General features: G+C 66.6%; 23 protein-coding genes. 14 read left to right on the top strand and 9 right to left on the bottom strand.

The genetic code is table 11. The annotated features are described in order from the left end of the window. The 3 genes from HRJ34_RS00390 to HRJ34_RS00380 are packed head-to-tail and all read left to right on the top strand — an operon-like array spanning position 1 to position 2,166. A complete protein-coding gene (locus HRJ34_RS00390; RefSeq protein ID WP_208633055.1) occupies positions 1–999 on the top strand; it encodes an agmatine deiminase family protein in 999 nt (332 codons plus the stop codon). A gap of 13 nt (positions 1,000–1,012) precedes the next feature. Then, positions 1,013–1,861 (top strand): N-carbamoylputrescine amidase, encoded by an 849-nt coding sequence (gene aguB / locus HRJ34_RS00385; RefSeq protein WP_208633054.1) that lies wholly within the window; start codon positions 1,013–1,015, stop codon positions 1,859–1,861. A gap of 11 nt (positions 1,862–1,872) precedes the next feature. Then, on the top strand, positions 1,873–2,166 hold the full coding sequence (locus tag HRJ34_RS00380) for a putative quinol monooxygenase (RefSeq protein WP_208633053.1): 294 nt from the start codon (positions 1,873–1,875) through the stop codon (positions 2,164–2,166). A gap of 132 nt (positions 2,167–2,298) precedes the next feature. Here the strand turns inward: HRJ34_RS00380 and HRJ34_RS00375 are convergent, their stop codons facing one another. Continuing rightward, positions 2,299–3,564: a dicarboxylate/amino acid:cation symporter gene (locus HRJ34_RS00375; RefSeq protein WP_208633052.1), complete on the bottom strand. Its 1,266-nt coding sequence runs from the start codon at positions 3,562–3,564 to the stop codon at positions 2,299–2,301. 187 nt (positions 3,565–3,751) lie between these two features. Here HRJ34_RS00375 and HRJ34_RS00370 point away from each other — a divergent pair, with 187 nt between their 5' ends. From HRJ34_RS00370 to HRJ34_RS00360, 3 genes are read left to right on the top strand one after another with little or no spacing between them, the layout of a single operon-like run. Then, entirely contained in the window at positions 3,752–4,336 is a 585-nt protein-coding gene (locus HRJ34_RS00370) for a hypothetical protein (RefSeq protein WP_208633051.1), read from the top strand. Beyond that, a complete protein-coding gene (locus HRJ34_RS00365) occupies positions 4,333–4,752 on the top strand; it encodes a hypothetical protein (protein WP_011952052.1) in 420 nt (139 codons plus the stop codon). The genes HRJ34_RS00370 and HRJ34_RS00365 overlap by 4 nt, the downstream gene beginning before the upstream one ends. A gap of 49 nt (positions 4,753–4,801) precedes the next feature. Then, positions 4,802–6,145 (top strand): AmpG family muropeptide MFS transporter, encoded by a 1,344-nt coding sequence (locus HRJ34_RS00360; RefSeq protein ID WP_208633050.1) that lies wholly within the window; start codon positions 4,802–4,804, stop codon positions 6,143–6,145. Positions 6,146–6,259: 114 nt separating this feature from the next. Here HRJ34_RS00360 and cysK read toward each other — a convergent pair whose 3' ends face one another. The 4 genes from cysK to HRJ34_RS00340 all read right to left on the bottom strand — a co-directional run bounded on the left by cysK (position 6,260) and on the right by HRJ34_RS00340 (position 11,137). Further along, entirely contained in the window at positions 6,260–7,177 is a 918-nt protein-coding gene (cysK, locus tag HRJ34_RS00355; RefSeq protein ID WP_011952054.1) for a cysteine synthase A, read from the bottom strand. Next, on the bottom strand, positions 7,174–8,463 hold the full coding sequence (locus HRJ34_RS00350) for an MFS transporter (protein ID WP_011952055.1): 1,290 nt from the start codon (positions 8,461–8,463) through the stop codon (positions 7,174–7,176). Before HRJ34_RS00350 ends, cysK begins: the two co-directional genes overlap by 4 nt. Positions 8,464–8,552: 89 nt before the next feature. Continuing rightward, complete coding sequence (locus tag HRJ34_RS00345; RefSeq protein WP_029549161.1) at positions 8,553–10,832, bottom strand: ATP-dependent helicase; 2,280 nt, start codon at positions 10,830–10,832, stop codon at positions 8,553–8,555. A 137-nt stretch (positions 10,833–10,969) separates the two neighbouring features. After that, complete coding sequence (locus tag HRJ34_RS00340) at positions 10,970–11,137, bottom strand: Flp family type IVb pilin (RefSeq protein ID WP_029549160.1); 168 nt, start codon at positions 11,135–11,137, stop codon at positions 10,970–10,972. A gap of 681 nt (positions 11,138–11,818) precedes the next feature. Between HRJ34_RS00340 and HRJ34_RS00335 the strand changes: the two genes are divergently transcribed. Then, positions 11,819–12,634: a DUF3800 domain-containing protein gene (locus HRJ34_RS00335; protein WP_208633049.1), complete on the top strand. Its 816-nt coding sequence runs from the start codon at positions 11,819–11,821 to the stop codon at positions 12,632–12,634. A gap of 196 nt (positions 12,635–12,830) precedes the next feature. Here HRJ34_RS00335 and HRJ34_RS00330 read toward each other — a convergent pair whose 3' ends face one another. Continuing rightward, positions 12,831–13,223, bottom strand: a complete 393-nt coding sequence (locus HRJ34_RS00330) for an HIRAN domain-containing protein (protein WP_208633048.1) — start codon at positions 13,221–13,223, stop codon at positions 12,831–12,833. Between the two features lie 111 nt (positions 13,224–13,334). Between HRJ34_RS00330 and HRJ34_RS00325 the strand changes: the two genes are divergently transcribed. From HRJ34_RS00325 to HRJ34_RS00295, 7 genes are all read left to right on the top strand, one after another. Next, entirely contained in the window at positions 13,335–13,556 is a 222-nt protein-coding gene (locus HRJ34_RS00325) for a hypothetical protein (RefSeq protein WP_226948986.1), read from the top strand. Between the two features lie 86 nt (positions 13,557–13,642). Beyond that, positions 13,643–13,798: a hypothetical protein gene (locus HRJ34_RS00320; RefSeq protein WP_208633046.1), complete on the top strand. Its 156-nt coding sequence runs from the start codon at positions 13,643–13,645 to the stop codon at positions 13,796–13,798. Next, a complete protein-coding gene (locus HRJ34_RS00315; protein ID WP_208633045.1) occupies positions 13,795–13,983 on the top strand; it encodes a DUF6961 family protein in 189 nt (62 codons plus the stop codon). The genes HRJ34_RS00320 and HRJ34_RS00315 overlap by 4 nt, the downstream gene beginning before the upstream one ends. Before the next feature lie 153 nt (positions 13,984–14,136). Continuing rightward, the gene (locus tag HRJ34_RS00310) at positions 14,137–14,742 is read left to right on the top strand and encodes a hypothetical protein (RefSeq protein WP_208633044.1); all 606 of its coding nucleotides are present in this window, start codon (positions 14,137–14,139) and stop codon (positions 14,740–14,742) included. Between the two features lie 312 nt (positions 14,743–15,054). Further along, positions 15,055–15,327 carry a BrnT family toxin gene (locus HRJ34_RS00305; protein ID WP_208633043.1) on the top strand — a complete coding sequence of 91 codons (273 nt, stop codon included), beginning with the start codon at positions 15,055–15,057 and terminating at the stop codon, positions 15,325–15,327. Next, positions 15,293–15,544: a BrnA antitoxin family protein gene (locus HRJ34_RS00300; protein ID WP_226948985.1), complete on the top strand. Its 252-nt coding sequence runs from the start codon at positions 15,293–15,295 to the stop codon at positions 15,542–15,544. Before HRJ34_RS00305 ends, HRJ34_RS00300 begins: the two co-directional genes overlap by 35 nt. Further along, entirely contained in the window at positions 15,541–15,825 is a 285-nt protein-coding gene (locus HRJ34_RS00295; RefSeq protein WP_208633042.1) for a hypothetical protein, read from the top strand. The genes HRJ34_RS00300 and HRJ34_RS00295 overlap by 4 nt, the downstream gene beginning before the upstream one ends. A gap of 155 nt (positions 15,826–15,980) precedes the next feature. On the opposite strand, the gene HRJ34_RS00290 is transcribed toward HRJ34_RS00295, so the two are convergent. From HRJ34_RS00290 to HRJ34_RS00280, 3 genes are read right to left on the bottom strand one after another with little or no spacing between them, the layout of a single operon-like run. After that, a complete protein-coding gene (locus HRJ34_RS00290; RefSeq protein WP_208633041.1) occupies positions 15,981–16,517 on the bottom strand; it encodes a DUF1353 domain-containing protein in 537 nt (178 codons plus the stop codon). Next, entirely contained in the window at positions 16,514–16,765 is a 252-nt protein-coding gene (locus HRJ34_RS00285; protein WP_208633040.1) for a hypothetical protein, read from the bottom strand. Before HRJ34_RS00285 ends, HRJ34_RS00290 begins: the two co-directional genes overlap by 4 nt. Then, the gene (locus tag HRJ34_RS00280) at positions 16,762–17,127 is read right to left on the bottom strand and encodes a hypothetical protein (protein WP_208633039.1); all 366 of its coding nucleotides are present in this window, start codon (positions 17,125–17,127) and stop codon (positions 16,762–16,764) included. The genes HRJ34_RS00285 and HRJ34_RS00280 overlap by 4 nt, the downstream gene beginning before the upstream one ends. Positions 17,128–17,137: the final 10 nt, after the last annotated feature.

Below are 17,137 nucleotides of genomic sequence, written 5' to 3'. Positions count from 1 at the left end.
ATGACCGATTATCGCCAGCCCGCCGAATGGGCCCCGCACGACGCCGTCTGGATCGGCTTTCCGAGCCACCCCGACCTATGGGAGGACGACCTCGAGCCCGCGCGGGCCGAGGTGGTCGCCTTCGCCCGCGCCGTCCATGCCGGCGGCAAGGGCGAGCGGGTGATCCTGGTCGCGGCCGACGAGGCCTCGGCCGATCGCGCCGTCGAACTGGCGGGCGACGCCGCGCAGGTGATCGTCGAACCGTTCGGCGACATCTGGCTGCGCGACAGCGCGCCGATCATCGTGCGCGGGCGGGACGGCCTGGCCGCGACCGATTTCGGCTTCAACTGGTGGGGCGGCAAATATGAGCTGCCCGGCGACGAGAGCATCGGCGCGCGGCTCGCCGCCCGCACCGGCCACCCCGTCCGCACCCGCGACTGGATCTTCGAGGGCGGCGCGATCGACGTCGACGGCGCCGGCATCGGCGTGACCACCGAGCAATGCCTGCTCAACCCCAACCGCAACCCCGACCTCGACCGCGCGGCGATCGAGGAGCGGCTCGCCGAGGGCCTCGGCGTCGAGCGGCTGCTGTGGCTGGGCGACGGCCTCGCCAACGACCATACCGACGGGCATGTCGACAACCTCGCCCGCTTCGTCGCGCCGGGGGTGATCGCGATCCCCGAGCCGGCCGGCGCGGACGATCCCAACGCGGCGGCCTATGCCGACGCCAGGGCGCGCGCGCTGGCCTTCGGGTTGCAGGTGGTGGGTATCCCCTCCCCCGGCGCGGTCGAGAGCGAAGGCGAGGAGGGGGCGGAGATCATCCCAGCCTCCTACATGAACTTCTACATCGGCAACGCCGCGGTGGTGGTGCCGCTCTACGGCGCGCCCAACGACGAGGCGGCGGTGGCGGCGATCGGCGCGCTGTTCCCCGGCCGCGCGGTTGTCGGCTTCCGCGCCGACCATATATTGACCGGCGGCGGCAGCTTCCATTGCATCAGCCAGCAGATACCGGCCGCGTGAGGACCCAGACGAGATGACCCAGATCAGCGTGGCGGCGCTCCAGCTCGCCTTCGGCGACGACATCGACGCCAACATCGCCGAGGTCTCGAAGCTCGTCCGCGAGGCGGCAGGCAAGGGCGCGCAGGTGGTGCTGCCGCCCGAACTGTTCGAGGGCCATTATTTCTGCCAGGTCGAGGACGAGGGCATGTTCGCCCGCGCCCGGCCGGTCGGCGAGCACAAGGCCGTCCGCGCGATGCAGGCGCTCGCCGCCGAGCTCAAGGTCCACATCCCGACCAGCTTCTTCGAGGCGGACGGGCCGCACCATTACAACAGCCTGGCGATGATCGATCCCGACGGCCGGGTGCAGGGCGTCTATCGCAAGAGCCACATCCCAGACGGGCCGGGCTATGAGGAGAAATTCTACTTCCGCCCCGGCAATACCGGCTTCAAGGTGTGGCCGGCCGAAGGCACCACGGTCGGCGTCGGCATCTGCTGGGACCAATGGTATCCCGAGACCGCGCGGGCGATGATGCTGATGGGCGCGCAGATCCTGTTCTACCCGACCGCGATCGGCAACGAGCCGCACGATCCCGACCTCGACACCAGCCGGCTGTGGCGCCGCGCGATGATCGGCCATGCCGTGTCGAACGTCGTGCCGGTGGTCGCCGCCAACCGGATCGGCACCGAGAACGGCCAGACCTTCTACGGCCACAGCTTCATCTGCGACCAGCGCGGCGACCTGATCGCCGAATTCGGCGCGACCGAGACGGGCGTGCTGGTGGCGACCCTCGACATCGACCTCGCCAAGCGGCATCGTGCCGCCTTCGGCTTCTTCCGCGACCGGCGGCCCGAGCTTTACGGACGGCTGGCCGAGGACATCTGAGAGGAGAACCCATGACGACCGCACGGCTCTACATCATGCACGCCAAGGAAGGCCGCGACGCCGAGCTCGAGACCGCGCTGCGCGACCTCGCCGCGGCGGTCGCCGGCTTCGCCGGGTCCGAGGGCGCCGAGGTGCTGCGCGACGCCGGCAACGAGCGCCGCTTCGTCCTGATCGAGAAATGGGAAAGCATCGAAGCCCATGAGGCGACCAAGGAGCCGTTCAGGAAGCTGCCGATGATGGGCGCGCTGATGGAAGCGCTCGACGGCCCGCCGGACGGTTCCTATTACGACTATCTGGTGCGCTGAACCGCGCATATTCCGTCATTCCAGCGAAAGCTGGAATCTCCCTGCCTTTATTCCGCCCGGACGACCGGCAGGCAGAAGATAAGGGAGATTCCGGCTTTCGCCGGAATGACGCAGGAATAAGGCCCCCCGCCGTCAGGGCGCGTGGCGCGGCTCGATCTCGGCGGGCTCGATCTCGTCGAGCCGCCCGCCTTCCCATTTCGCGACGATCACGCTCGCCACCGCATTGCCGACGACGTTGGTCGCCGAGCGGCCCATGTCGAGGAAATGGTCGACCGCGAGGATCAGCAGCAGGCCGGCCTCGGGAATGTCGAAGAAGGCCAGCGTCGACGAGATGATCACCAGGCTGGCGCGCGGCACGCCGGCGATCCCCTTCGACGTCACCATCAGGATCAGCAGCATCGTCACCTGGTGCGCGAAGCTCAGCTCGATGCCGTAAGCCTGCGCGATGAACATCGTCGCGAAGGTGCAGTAGATCATCGAGCCGTCGAGGTTGAACGAATAGCCGAGCGGCAGCACGAAGCTGGCGATGCGCGGCGGCACGCCGAACCGGTCGAGCGCCTCCAGCGTGCGCGGGAAGGCCGCTTCGGAGGAAGCGGTGCTGAACGCCAGCAGGATCGGCTCGCGGATATAGCGGATCAGCAGCTTCGACCGGCCGCCGACGATCAGGTAGCAGAGCAGCAGCAGCAGCCCCCACAGCAGGAACATCGACAGGTAGAAGCTGCCCATGAACTTGCCGAAGCTGAGCAGGATGCCGGGGCCCTGCTCGGCGAGCGCGGTGGTGACCGCGGCGAACACCGCGAAGGGAGCGAAGCGCATCACATAGTCGGTGATCTGGAGCATCACCTGCACCAGCGCCTCGATGCCGCGCACCAGCGGCGCGGCGCGCTCGCCGACCGCGGTGATCGCGACCCCGGTGAACACCGAGAAGACGACGATCTGGAGGATCTCGTTGGTCGCCATCGCCTCGAAGAAGCTCTTCGGCACGAGATGGGTGACGAACTGCTTCAGCGAGAAATCGGCCTGCGAGACGCCCGCCGACGCGCCCTCGGGCGGCAGCACCAGATCGGCGCCGACGCCGGGCTGGAGCAGGTTGACCATGATCAGGCCGAGGGTCAGCGACATCAGGCTGGCGGTCAGGAACCAGGCGATCGAGCGGAAGCCGACCCGGCCGAGCGCGGCGGTGTCGCCCATATGGGCGATGCCGGTGACGAGCGTCGCGAACACCAGCGGCGCGATGATCATCTTGATCAGCCGCAGGAACAGTTCGGTGAGGATCGAGATATGGCCGGTGACGTCGGTCAGGGTGGCGGGGTCGGCGATCGTCCGGTTGAGCGTGATACCGACGACGATGCCGGCGATCATCGCGCCGAGGATGTAATAGGTGAGGCGCTTGGCCACGGGCGTCTCCGAAAAGGCTGTCGCCTCTGGTCGGGCCAAAGCCCGGCCGGGTCAACCCCGGACGCCGCCCAGCCGGCCGAAAGCCATGGCCGATCGATCGGCGACAGACTCTCGAATGTTCCTATTTTGTTCTTGACAAAAAGATACCCCCGCTCTATAGGAACGGCCCATTGATCGAGGCCTACAGATGCAAAAGCGCAGCCCTCAGCCGAACCGTCCCAAGCCCGGACCCAATCCCCTCACATCGCCGGTGGTGGCGAGAATTGTCGCCGACGTTCGCCGTCGGCAGGCTGAGGCCGAACAGGCCGCAGCGAACCGCCTGCTTTCCTCGAACCGCTTCACCGATGCCTTGGGGAAAGCCTATGCTGCGCCCCTTACGTTCGCCGGCGGCGTGGCCGGTCTGGCGAATGTCGCCGCCGCCCGACTGGCTGGCGACAGACGTGCCGGCATTTCCGTGCGGGACAACGGCATCCAGTTCGAAAGTGGTTATCTCGGCGAGAAGGACCGCGCGTTCACGCTCGGCAATGCCGTTCTGCACGGCCCGGGAAGCATGGCGGCAAAACCAGCCGGACGCTACGATCGACAGCCTACGCAGGCCGACACGGCAGAGCATGAAAGCGGCCATACTTATCAATATCAGAAATTCGGCTTCGTCCCTTTATATCTATTGAACGCATTGCACAGCGCATTGACTGGAACGCCCAACCCATATGAACGCGAGGCCGATGATTTCGCTAGCTGGGTACATCGCCAGAGAGGACCACAGCGGTGAAGCATTTCATCCCGCTTGGTCTTCTGGCACTGGCCGGCTGCGATGCTAGTCCGGTCAGGATATCCAACGACACCACTCAGGTCGTCTGGATGGATATCCTCGACCGGCGGTTCCCGAGATTTGCGGAACTTCAGGAGATCACTCCCGGGTCAGGAACCGCCACCCGATATTGTTGGGAGAAAAATGACGCCATCCTGTTGGCGACCCGGCAATATCTCAACCCCGTCGCCTTCGATCCCAAGGATTTCTGCGATCCTGACGAATGCGATTGCGAGATTCCCGTCAGCCGGATGGTGAAGCGCATGACTCCCGCTTTCGTGGCCGAGAATCGGCGACAGACCTGCGCGGGCCAGGGCGCCTTCCTCACAGCGGAAGTGCGTATGCAGCTCTGTGCGCCGCCGGCTCCATCGCAATAACCGCCGATAGCCGGCTTTCCTCCTGCGACGGCTCCGCTATGGTCGCCGCATGAACGACAGATCGGGGGCGGACGGCGCGGCCGTCGAAAGCAAGGGCATCATCGCGGCGATCCGGCCCTATACCGAGCCGGCGCCGCTGGCGGCGCTGTTCCTCGGCATCAGCTCGGGCTTTCCTTATGCGATGATCGGGGCGACGCTGACGACCCGGCTCGCGCAGGACGGGATCGACAAGAAGGCGGTGACCGCCTTCACCCTGGCCTTCCTCGTCTACAACCTCAAATTCCTCTGGGCCTGGGTCGTCGACGGCGTCCGCCTGCCGGTGATCGGCCGGCTCGGCCAGCGCGTGTCGTGGATGCTGGTGATCGGCGTGCTGGTGATCGCCTCGGTCGTCCATCTCGGCCTGGTCGATCCAAGGGCCGGCCTGATGGAGACCGCGATCGCCGCGATCCTGGTCGGCGCGGCCGGCGCGACCTTCGACATCATCATCGACGCCTATCGGATCGAACTGCTCGAGGCGCGCCAGCTCGGCGTCGGCGCGGGCATGTCGCAATATGGCTGGCGGATCGGATCGGCGACGGCGGGCGCGCTCGCGCTGGTCGTCGCGGGACGGATGGGCTGGGGCGCCGCCTATATCGCCTGCGCCGCCTTCGCGCTGCCGGCGATGATCGCGGCGCTGGTGATGGGCGAGCCCGAACGCCACCGCGAGCCGACGATGCGCCGCACCGGCAGCGAGGTCGTCGTCTCGATCGTCGGCCCCCTCGCCGAATTCTTCCGGCGGCGCGGCGCGCTGCTCGTGCTGCTGTTCATCCTGCTGCACAAGATTGGCGACACGCTCGCCAACCTGACCTTCCGCCTGCTGTTCGACAGCCTCGGCTACAGCAATGACGAGATCGCGATCTACGATGTCGGCTTCGGCTTCTGGGCCTATCTGATCGGCATCTTCATCGGCGGCATCCTCTATTCGCGGATGGGGATGAAGCGCTCGGTGCTGCTCAGCCTGGTGCTGATGGCCGTCTCCAATCTGAGCTTCGCCGGGCTCGCCGCCAGCGGCCACGACAATTGGGCGATGGCGGGCGCGATCGGGTTCGAGAACATCGCCAGCGGGATCGGCGGCGTCACCGTCGTCGCCTATTTCTCGGCACTGTGCGACCTGCGCTTCACCGCTGCCCAATATGCGCTGATCTCGGCCGCGGCGAGCATCGTCGGCCGGCTGCTGACCGGCACCAGCGCGGGCGCGATGCTCGACGCGATCGGCTATGTGAATTTCTACCTGCTCACCACCGTCGTCGCCCTGCCCGGCATCATCCTGTTCTGGCTGATGATGCGCGCCGGCCTGATCGACCAGTCGATCGGCAGCGCGGGCGAGGAGGATGGATCAAGACCACCCAATTGACCGTCACCCCTGCGTAGGCAGGGGTCCATGTCTTTCTTCACCCGAAACGGCATCTGAGAAGATGACAGACATGGATGCCTGCCTGCGCAGGCATGACGGTCAAATAGTGCTCATCTACTCCGGCAGGAAATCCGGCACCGAGAGGTAGCGCTCGCCGGTGTCGTAGTTGAAGCCGAGGAAGCGCTTGCCCGCGAATTCGGGGAGCTTCTGGGCGATCGCCGCGAGGGTCGCGCCCGAGCTGATGCCGACGAGCATCCCCTCCTCGCGCGCCGAGCGGCGGGCATAGTCCTTGGCGTCGCCTGCGTCGACCTGGATCGCGCCGTCGAGCAGTTGGGTGTGGAGGTTGGCGGGGATGAAGCCGGCGCCGAGGCCCTGGATCGGGTGCGGGCCGGGCTGGCCGCCCGAGATGACCGGCGACAGGGTCGGCTCGACCGCGAACACCTTGAGGTCCGGCCAGCGCGGCTTGAGCACCTGCGCGACGCCGGTGATGTGGCCGCCGGTGCCGACGCCGGTGATCAGCACGTCGATCGGAGCATCCTTGAAGTCGGCGTAGATCTCCTCGGCGGTGGTGCGGACATGGACGTCGATGTTCGCCGGATTCTCGAACTGCTGCGGAATCCATGCGCCCGGCGTCTGCGCCTGCAGTTCCAGCGCCCGCTCGATCGCACCCTTCATACCCCGCTCGCGCGGGGTGAGGTCGAAGGTCGCGCCATAGGCGAGCATCAGCCGGCGCCGCTCGACCGACATGCTCTCCGGCATGACGAGGATCAGCTTGTAGCCCTTGACCGCCGCGACCAGCGCCAGGCCGATGCCGGTGTTGCCGCTGGTCGGCTCGATGATCGTGCCGCCGGCCTTGAGCTTGCCCGAACGCTCGGCATCCTCGATCATCGCCAGCGCGATGCGGTCCTTGATCGATCCGCCCGGATTGTTGCGTTCCGACTTGATCCACACCTCGGCGTCGCCGAACAGACGGTTGACGCGCACGTGCGGCGTCCCGCCGATCGTCTCCAATATCGATGCGTATTTGGTCATGCTGCCTTCTCCTGACCTGGAACCGTTTCGAACGACGTGGGCGGATCGAAGGTCCTCGCCCGCAATATTTCCGGAAAGAGCCGCGCCCACAAGACCGCGACCATGATCGTGCCGATGCCGCCCGCGACGACCGCCGTGACGGGGCCGACCAGCGCCGCGAGGAAGCCCGACTCGGCCTCGCCCAGCTCGTTCGATCCCGAGATGAACAGGGTGGAGACCGCCCCCACCCGGCCGCGCATCTCGTCCGGCGTGTAGAGCTGGATCAGCGTCTGGCGGACATAGACCGAGACCATGTCGGCGCCGCCGAGCAGCGCGAGGCAGACCAGCGAGAGCGCCATCGGATCGGGAAAACGATAGGAGATGCCGAACAGGATCGTCGCCGCGCCGAACACGCCCACCGCGACGAGCAGCTTGAGCCCGACGTTGAAGTGCAACGGCCAGCGGCTCAGCCAGATCGCCACCGCCGCCGCGCCGATCGCCGGCGCCGCGCGAAGATGGCCGAGCCCCGACGTCCCGACATGGAGGATGTCGCGCGCATAGATGGGCAGCATCGCGGTCGCGCCGCCGAGCAGCACCGCGAACAGGTCGAGCGAGATCGCGCCGAGCACCAGCCGGTTGCGCTTGAGGTAGGAGATCCCCTCCAGCATCTGCCCCAGCGGGTGCTGCGATCCGGTGACGACGGCGCGCGGCACCGGCCCGATCCGCAGCAGCATGACGGTGGCGAGGGCGAGCAGGCCGGCGCTGACCGCATAAGCGAGCGGCGCGTGGATCGCGTACAGATAGCCGCCCAGCGGCGGCCCGGCGATCGCCCCGACCTGCCAGGCGAAGGAGCTGACCGCGATCGCGGCGGGGAGCACCGCCTTCGGCACCAGATTGGGCGCCAGCGCCTGGAGCGCCGGCCCGGCGAAGGCGCGCGCGACGCCGAGCAGCGCCGCGATCACGAACAGCGCCGGCAGGTTGATGAGGTCGAGCCAGGTCAACAGCGCCAGCGCGGCGGCGCACAGCATCTCCAGCGCGGCGGTGCTGCGCGCGATCCAGCGCCGGTCGATCCGGTCGGCCACCAGCCCCGTCACCAGGGTCAGCAGCATCAGCGGCAGGAACTGGACGAGGCCGATCAGGCCGAGCTGCAATGCCGCCTCGCGCGGGGGCATGGTCCGCCGGGCGACATCGTAGACCTGCCAGCCGATGATCACGACCATGCCGTTGAGCGCGAGGGTCGAGGCGAAACGGGCCAGCCAATAAGAACGATAGGCCGGGATCGAGAGGGGATGCGCACTCTTCGCCATGATGTTCCTCTAGGCGGTCGGCCGGGCCTCCCGCAACCGCCCATCGCAGGCGCGCGGACAATTTCTACCTAGGTGGTAGAAATATATTCTCAGGCCGGGCTGACGAAGCTGTCGAGCACCCGCTTGCGGCCGGCATGCTCGAAGTCGATCTCGAGCTTGTTGCCCTCGATCTCGGCCACCGCGCCATAGCCGAACTTGGTGTGGAAGACGCGCTGGCCGAGCGCGATGTCCTTGCGCGGCGGCTGGGCGAAGCTGACTGCCGAGGCGCGCGCCTCGACCACGCGCGACCCCGCCTGCGGGCTGCCGAGGCCGCCCGCCGCGGTGGCACGCTGCCAACCGGGGCCCCGTCCCTGCGACCGACCGACATGGGCGAAGGGATCGGCATGTTCGGACCATTGCGCACGCCACAGCGATTCGCCGCCCGACATGGTCGTCTCGGCCTCGACATGCTGGTCGGGCAGCTCGGCGACGAAGCGCGACGGGATCGACGAGGTCCACTGGCCGTAGATGCGGCGGTTGGCGGCGTGGATGATCGTGCAGCGCCGCCGCGCCCGCGTGATGGCGACATAGCCGAGCCGCCGTTCCTCCTCGAGGCTGGCGAGCCCGCCCTCGTCGAGCGACCGTTGCGACGGGAAGACGCCCTCCTCCCAGCCCGGCAGGAACACCGTGTCGAACTCCAGCCCCTTGGCGGCGTGGATCGTCATCACCGTCACCTTGGCGGTCTCCGCCTCGGCGTCGTTGTCCATCACCAGGCTGACATGTTCGAGGAAGTCGCCGAGCGTCGCATAGTCCTCCATCGCGCGGGCGAGCTCGTTGAGATTCTCCAGCCGGCCCTCGGCCTCGGTCGACTTCTCGTTCTGGAGCATCGCGACATAGCCCGACTCCTCCAGCACCTGCCGGGTCAGTTCGGGATGCGACAGTTGCGACAGCAGGTCGCGCCAGCGGGCGATGTCGCCGACGAGGTTGCCGAGCGCGCGGCGCGCCTGCGGGGTCAGCTCGTCGGTGCCGAGGATGCGCGCGGCGGCCAGCGCCAGCGGAATCCCCTCGGCGCGGGCGAGCTGGTGCAGCTTGGCGACCGCCTTGTCGCCCAGCCCGCGCTTGGGCGTGTTGACGATCCGTTCGAAGGCGAGGTCGTCGGCCGGCTGGCTGATAGTCCGCAGATAGGCGAGCGCGTCGCGGATCTCGGCGCGCTCGTAGAAGCGGAAGCCGCCGACGATGCGGTAGGGCATGCCGATCGCGATGAAGCGGTCCTCGAACTCGCGCGTCTGGAACTGGGCGCGGACCAGGATCGCGACGTCGTCGAGCTTGCCGCCGCCGCGCTCGTGGGCCTCGATCTCGTCGCCGACGCGGCGCGCCTCCTCGGGGCCGTCCCAGACGCCGACGATGCGGACCTTCTCGCCTTCGGCCGCCTCGGTCCACAGCGTCTTGCCGAGCCGGCCGCCATTATGCGCGATCAGCCCGCTCGCCGCCGCCAGGATGTGCGGGGTCGATCGGTAATTCTGTTCGAGCCGGATCACCGCCGCGCCGGGGAAATCGCGCTCGAAGCGCAGGATGTTCGCCACCTCGGCGCCGCGCCACGAATAGATCGACTGGTCGTCGTCGCCGACGCAGCAGATGTTCTTGCGCTCCTGCGCGATCAGGCGGAGCCAGAGATATTGGGAACTGTTGGTGTCCTGATATTCGTCGACCATCACATAGCGGAAGCGCTGCTGATAATCGGCCAGCACGTCGCGGTGCGTCTTCAATATGGTCAGCATGTGGAGCAGCAGGTCGCCGAAATCGCAGGCGTTCACCGCGCGCAGCCGATCCTGATATTGCTGGTAGAGCTCGCCGCCGCGGCCGTTGGCGAACTGTTCGGCCTCGCCCGCGTCGATCTCCGCCGGGGTCAGGCCGCGATTCTTCCAGCGGTCGATCAGCCCGGCGAGCTGGCGCGCGGGCCAGCGCTTCTCGTCGAGATCGGCGGCCGCGAGAAGCTGCTTGAGCAGGCGGAGCTGGTCGTCGGTGTCGAGGATGGTGAAGCTGGGGGTGAGGCCGACCAGCTCGGCATGGCGGCGCAGCATCCGCGCGGCGACCGAGTGGAAGGTGCCGAGCCACGGCATCCCCTCGACCGCCTGGCCGAGCAGCCGGCCGACCCGCTCGCGCATCTCGCGCGCCGCCTTGTTGGTGAAGGTGACGGCCAGTATCTCGGACGGCCAGGCCCGCCGCGTCGCGACGAGATGCGCCAGCCGCGCGGTCAGCGCCGCCGTCTTGCCGGTGCCGGCGCCGGCGAGGACGAGCACCGGCCCCTCGGTGGTGAGCACCGCCTCGCGCTGCGGCGGGTTGAGGCCGCGCAGATAGGCGGGTTCGGGAACGGGAGCATCCTGAGTCACTCGCGAACAGTTAGGGAACGGCGCGCCCCGGGGCAAGGCCCCGATCTGCGCGCCCGCCCCGCTCCCGACAGAAAAAACCCCGGCCGGGGACACACCGGCCGGGGCAGCGGAAGCGGGTTGGGAAGGAGCCTCCGGGCTTAGGAGGCCTTCATATTGTTGCTGACGTTGTTGAACGTCGTCGAAAGCTGATTGCCCAGCGCCGTCATCGCGGTGATCGCCGCGACCGCGATCAGCGCCGCGATGAGGCCATATTCGATGGCGGTCGCGCCGCGGCTGTCGCGAAGGAGCTTCGTGAACTTGTGCATTCGGACCATCCTTTTGCCGTCCCGTACGACTTTCGTCTAAACCGCCCCGCCTTAAAGGCGGGTAACCCGCAAGGGTTAAGCGGCCGAAAACCACGGTTTCCGTCGACACCCCCGATCACGCCCCGCTCCGCCGATTAGACTAAGATCGAAGGAAAGGATCACGCCGACCGGGCCCGACCGATTGAGCCGCATGACCGCCGGCCCTATCTGGCGGGCCGAAGCCAGTTGAGGATTTGCAGTCGATGGTCGAGCGTTTTCCCGGTCATGCCTATCTCGTCGCCGCGCTGATCGGCGCGGGCGCTCTGTGGCTCATGGCGAGCCAGATCATCAGCATCTTCGTTCCCTGAGGGTGGGCGGCCGATATGCCGTCCGGCTTGCATATCGTCCGTCCCTGTCGTCATTCCCGCGAAAGCGGGAAGCCACGGTCACGGGACATCCAGCCTCCTGCGATCCGCCGTCCATGGATTCCCGCTTTCGCGGGAATGACGGAAGGATGAGGAAATTGGCAGAGCGTCTGGTGGGTCCGCCGCCCATCACACTAAGCCGATTTAGTGGCGGAAATCCGCGATCTTGTTAGATCGCTGTTTTGAAGCTGCCCCCACAAATGCCCCCAGATTATTTTTCATCCATTATGATGGAGCCGATTCGACTCGGCGGCGCCCTGGATGATAACAGCGAGCGATGCCCGCGCTGACGGTTTTCATTGACGAGGCCGGAGACCCCGGTGTGCGCGACGGCTTGAGATATGCCGCCACACGCCACGAATGGTTATGCGTCTCGGCAGTTTGCGTAAGGACGAGCCGCGATAGCGACTTACCGGACTGGATCGACGCAATGCGCCTGGAGGCGAAAGCGCGGCAGGCCGGATCGCTCCATTACGCCAAGATCGGTCAAGAGCGGCGCGAAGCGGTATGCGCTTCGCTTGCAACGCGCCCCGTCAGGGCCTTCACGCTCGCCTCTCATAAGACGAACATGCGCGATTACGTCAATGAACGGATCGGTTCGATGGTCGAGGCCGGGAAGTTCTATAACTGGTGCATGCGACTCTTGCTTGAGCGCGTGACCGACTGGGCGGCGTGCTGGCAGCGTCAGGAGCTCGGCCAGCTTGAACCGCTTAAGGTGGTGTTTGCGAGGCGCGGCGGGCACGACTACCGACACTTCTTCGCCTACATCGATCTGCTGGCGATGCAGCGGCGGGCGAAGACGTTGTTCCTCAACAGCCGGGGCCTCGATCCCGCACTGCTCGACCGGTCGCACTGGTCGGTGGTGCCTGCGGAAAAGCTAGCCGGTCTGCAAATGGCTGACACCGTCGCCAGCGCCTTTTATCAGGCGGCAAATACGGTGTCGCCGAGTTGGGATCTGGGACCGGCCAAGGCGCTTTACCCGATCGTTGAGGGCGGCGCCGACAAGGGGTTGACCGTATTTCCGCTGCCGTCCCAGGCGCCTATCCCAGACGAGGCAAAGGCGATCTTCCGCTGGTACGGCTATAAATGGTGAAGGGTGGCGAGCCCTGGCCTTGTCTGCACCGATCTGGCTCGTAGGTCGCCACTGCTAGGACGGCCGTCCGATCGATTGCCGCTTCGACGTAGCTAACGGCCAAGGTGGTTCCAGCGTATCTCGCCGAGGCAAGAATAGCGATTTCCCGAGGAAAATCAAATTCTTGCCTAAGCCATTCAAGCGACTCGATATTTCATCAAGCCGCGATCGCCTCGGCCGGGTCGAACGGCTGGCTGGCTTCGCCGTCGAGCGTCGGGTCGTCGCCTTCCATGTTGATCAGAATGACCAGGCCGAGGGTCGCTCCCTCAAGGTGGGCACCCTTCACCCGCTCGACGATCGCGCGCACGTCATAGCCACGGTCGATCTTGCTGCCGATCCAGCCGGCATGGTCGGCCGCCAGATATCCCAACTGGATGCCACGACAGGAGAAGATCGCGACGGCGGCCGGATCGTATTCGTTGGTGGGCTCACGGATGAGGGCGACCCGCTCGCCGCGCGCGCAGCGGCGCAGTTCATCCTGCCGGCTGGACCCGTCAGCGTTGGGATAACGCTCGCCGCGCGCTGCCAGTCGGAAGTCGTTCCACCCCATCTCGTACCCCTCCAAATTTGAGAACAAAATCGGAACATCGTATGAAGGGGCACGATCGAGTCGGGCAAGACCGATTCCGTCCGATCCGGATAAACCCCTATGGAGGGCACCATGGCCGACCTATCATCCCGCCAGCCGTTCGGGGCTTGGCTGCTCAAGCAGCACGACCGCCCCGGCTTCATAGGCGCGCTCGCGAAAGGCATGCGCGCCGATCGCGCCTTTCCTCGCAACGGCAGCGTCGACGACGTCCGCAAGCACCTGTCGACCATCCGCGCCGAGGGCGACGCATTCGAGGCGCTCGACGACGCCGAGACGGACTGGCTGTGCCATTGAGCGCGGTCCCCTCCCCTAACACGGTGCGGAGGACGGTCGCGCGGCTGGTGCGCGATCGGGGCCTGGACCTCGCATCCGTCTCGCGGATGATCGGCCGTAATGACGCCTATCTCCAGCAGTTCGTGAAGCGCGGCACCCCGCGCCGCCTGCCCGAGCTGGAGCGCCTGCACCTGGCCATGGCGCTCAACGTCGACGAGCGCGAGCTGGGCGCGCGGGAACCATGGGCGCCGGCGCCGCGATGAGCCCCGACGAGGAACGTCTCGCGGAGGCGCTGGCGATCAAGCGGATGCATGGGGAAAGGGCAGCCGTCTTCGTCGCCGATCGGATTGGCGCGCTGGCGCTCGCGCGCGACCGGGCGGGGGTCGAACGCTTCATGGCGATCGCCGCGAAGCTGGACGAGATCAGCCGCGCCGCCGGCCGGGCATAACCGGTCTATGGGATTTCCCATGGATCCTGCCGCGACGGCCGGGTTTAGCGAGGCGCGCTGGACTCGCGGAGCCGCGGCCGACATGATCCCGACCGTCCGCTTAATTTTAAGCAGACGGTCGAGCATGGGGCGGCGGTGGTGCGGGGGCGTATGATGACGAAGGAAGATCCATTTCACGAACCGCTGCCGGCCGAGACCGAGCTGGAAATGCGGCATGCCGCCCTGAGGGAGATGGTCGAGCGCGATCGCCAGAGCGCCTGGCAGATTGCCCATTATGAGCGCAGCCAGCGCGACGAATATACGTCGAAGCTGCGATTTGGGCTGGCGACCCTCAACGCGGCATCGTTGGTGACCGTGCTCAATCTGTCCGCGGCGTTTGCTGGCATGTGGCCCGCCGCGCCCGTGATCGCGGCCGGCATCTACTTCCTCGGTACGCTGTCGGCTGGCAGTTCCCTATTCGCGCACCAGACACGCCTTATCGAGCTGGTCGGCGATACCAGCGCGCGGGCGATGATCTTGGATCGGGCGGCTTCGCTATGCGCTTTCCCCGTTGGCAGTGCGGAAAACGCACGGCTCGGGGAAGCGATGGAGCAAGCGCACGCTCACGCCCAGAAAACTTTCCCCCTAAGCATGAGCGCCATTTACATGCAGCATACGGCGGCCCTTTGTTGGGCAAGCGCATTCCTGCTCCTCGGCGTCGCCAAGATCGCATCGCTATTTCCGGCCCCAGCATGGGCGCCTTGGCTGGCGGTGGGTTGATCGCTCCCCCACCATCCCAGCGGTCGTGCTTGCTGCGCGGCCGGCCCCCCGCCGAGCGACAGAGCACCAGCCAAGGTGGTCAACGCATAAATCGAGGGCCTGTTCGCGTCACCGGCCTTGCCGTGCGGACGTGTCTTGAATGAGCAAACACCCGGTAAGGCCACCGAAACCGCCCGGTCCCGATGCGCCAAATTGATACCGTCACGCACAGCCGATTCCCGGCGACGCATCGACGGAGGCGACATGCTCGCAAATTTAAGTAACTACAAAAACCTCTTGACCACGCCTGTTTTCGTAACTACAAAAACAGACATGGACATCACCTTCGACCCGGCCAAGCGCGAAATCACCCTGCGGGAGCGGGGCCTCGATTTCGCCGATGCCGCCGAGGTGTTTGCCGGGCAGACCTTCCGTTTCGAAGACGATCGCGCCGATTATGGCGAGGTTCGGATGATCGCGGTGGGGACGCTTCGGGGCCGCATGGTCGTCGTGGTCTATACGGACCGCCCGACCGGTCGCCATATCATCTCGATGAGGAAGGCAAACGACCGTGAGCAAGCGCGATACAAAGAGCAGTTGGGTTGATCCCGACGAGGCGCCCGAGCTGACCGAGGAATGGTTCGCCAAGGCGCAGATGATGGAAGGCGAGAAGGTCGTCCGCCGGGGCGGGCGCCCGCGTGGCTCCAACAAGGATCAGGTGACGCTGCGCATCGATCACGACGCGCTGGAACGCTTCAAGGCAGGCGGGCCCGGCTGGCAGTCGCGCATCAACGATGCGCTACGCAAGGCGGTCGGGCTGTGAGCGCGGCCAGCCCGATCGAGCGAGGCGCGAGGGCGCTTTGCGAACTGGACGGCAACCCGCCGGGTGCGACAATGGATGCCAAGCCGCTGTGGCAGAACTATTTGCCTGAGGTCCGCGCTGTCCTTACCGCGATCCGGGAGCCTGACGCGGCGATGCAGGCCGCTGCCGCCGTGATTGGCGGGTTCCATGGCTACTACGGGGACGACCCTTTGTCGCGGCAGGACGCCGCCGATGTTTGGCGCGTGATGGTCGACGCCGCGCTGGCCGAGGAGACTCAATAGCCATATATTGGCTCGGCTGCGCGCTCGTTGTTGCTGAGTCCGGTCTAAGGCTGAACCCGAACAAGTAAGGGCATGACGTGCTAGTTTAGGTGGGTGGCGCACGATAGCCGATACCCATCCAACCGTGGGCTCGAATCCCATCCAACGGCGCGCAGCTACCTCCAGCCGACCACCCGGCCCCCGTCCATGACCGGCGCCAGCTCCGGCTGCTGCCACTGCACTCGCTGCCGGCGCAGGCGGACCCAGGCATATAGCGGCACCCGATAGATCGCGGCGACGCGGAGCGCCTTCATCGCTTCGGCGAACAGCCGATCGGCGTCCGCCTTGTCGGGGAACAGGAAAACCTGCTGGCAGGCCCAATCATGGACGAAGGCTGCGACCATAAGGCGCTGTCGTGGCCGGAGCAGCCAGAAAGCGCCCCACAGGGCCGCCCAGCCGCCGAGGGCGACAACGGCCCACCAAGGAGCCCCGAACAGCTGTGCGCCCACCGCAGCAGCCCCGGCGAGCGCAATCGCGGCCAGGAGCCAGACTGGCCAGCTGATGCCGTCGCTGCGCCAGCCGGTCGGCACCGTGTGGATCACGCCGCGCGCGTCGCTGAAGATGATCGGACCGGACGCCCGATATTCGGTCTTGCCATTCGGACGCTTGCCGACGGCCGGCGTCGGCGGGCTGGCGAGGAAGCGCGGCGTCATGCGCCCGCTTCCTCGAGGAACACGACCTCGATAAGGACCATGCCCGGGACGGTTGGGCTCTTGCCGATCTTGACCGCGCGCACCGGCTGGCCGTTGACCGTGCCGAGGCCGGGTTCGGCGCCGCGAACGTTCTCCCGGATCGCGATCGTCGCATCGCTCGCCCCCTCGCGCCGCGACACGCCGCCGATGCCGGAATAGAAGTCGAAGACGACCGGGACGCGCGCGCCGTTGTTGATCACGTTGGTCATTGCTGGGCCACCCTCACTGCAATGGTCCGCTGCCAGGTGCGGGCCGGGATCGAATTGGTTTCGATGGTGATCTCGATCGGCAGCAGCACGCCCGCGCCGTCGAACATAGGGTCGAGCTGCATCTCCTCGACGACGGAGAGCCATATCTGCACGGCCCTGCCATCGTCGACGACGACGGGCTCGCGCCCGGCATCTTCCATAATGACCAACCCGGCCGCGACCGCCTCGGCGCCGAGCACCAGCTCGATCGTGTCGATCCATTCGTCGGCCTCAAGAAGTCCGGTCGCGCTGATCCGCCAGTTGGCGACGTCGCGCGGGTCGGCATAGGGGCCGAAGATCGTCGTGTTCGGGGGGATTGTCATAGCGTCAGGG

It is taken from the genome of Rhizorhabdus wittichii, from assembly GCF_017607425.1.
GTDB classification, from domain to species: Bacteria; Pseudomonadota; Alphaproteobacteria; order Sphingomonadales; family Sphingomonadaceae; genus Rhizorhabdus; species Rhizorhabdus wittichii.
The sequence above is the reverse complement of the archived record's forward strand: the minus strand, read 5'-3'. Positions and strand labels throughout refer to the sequence as shown.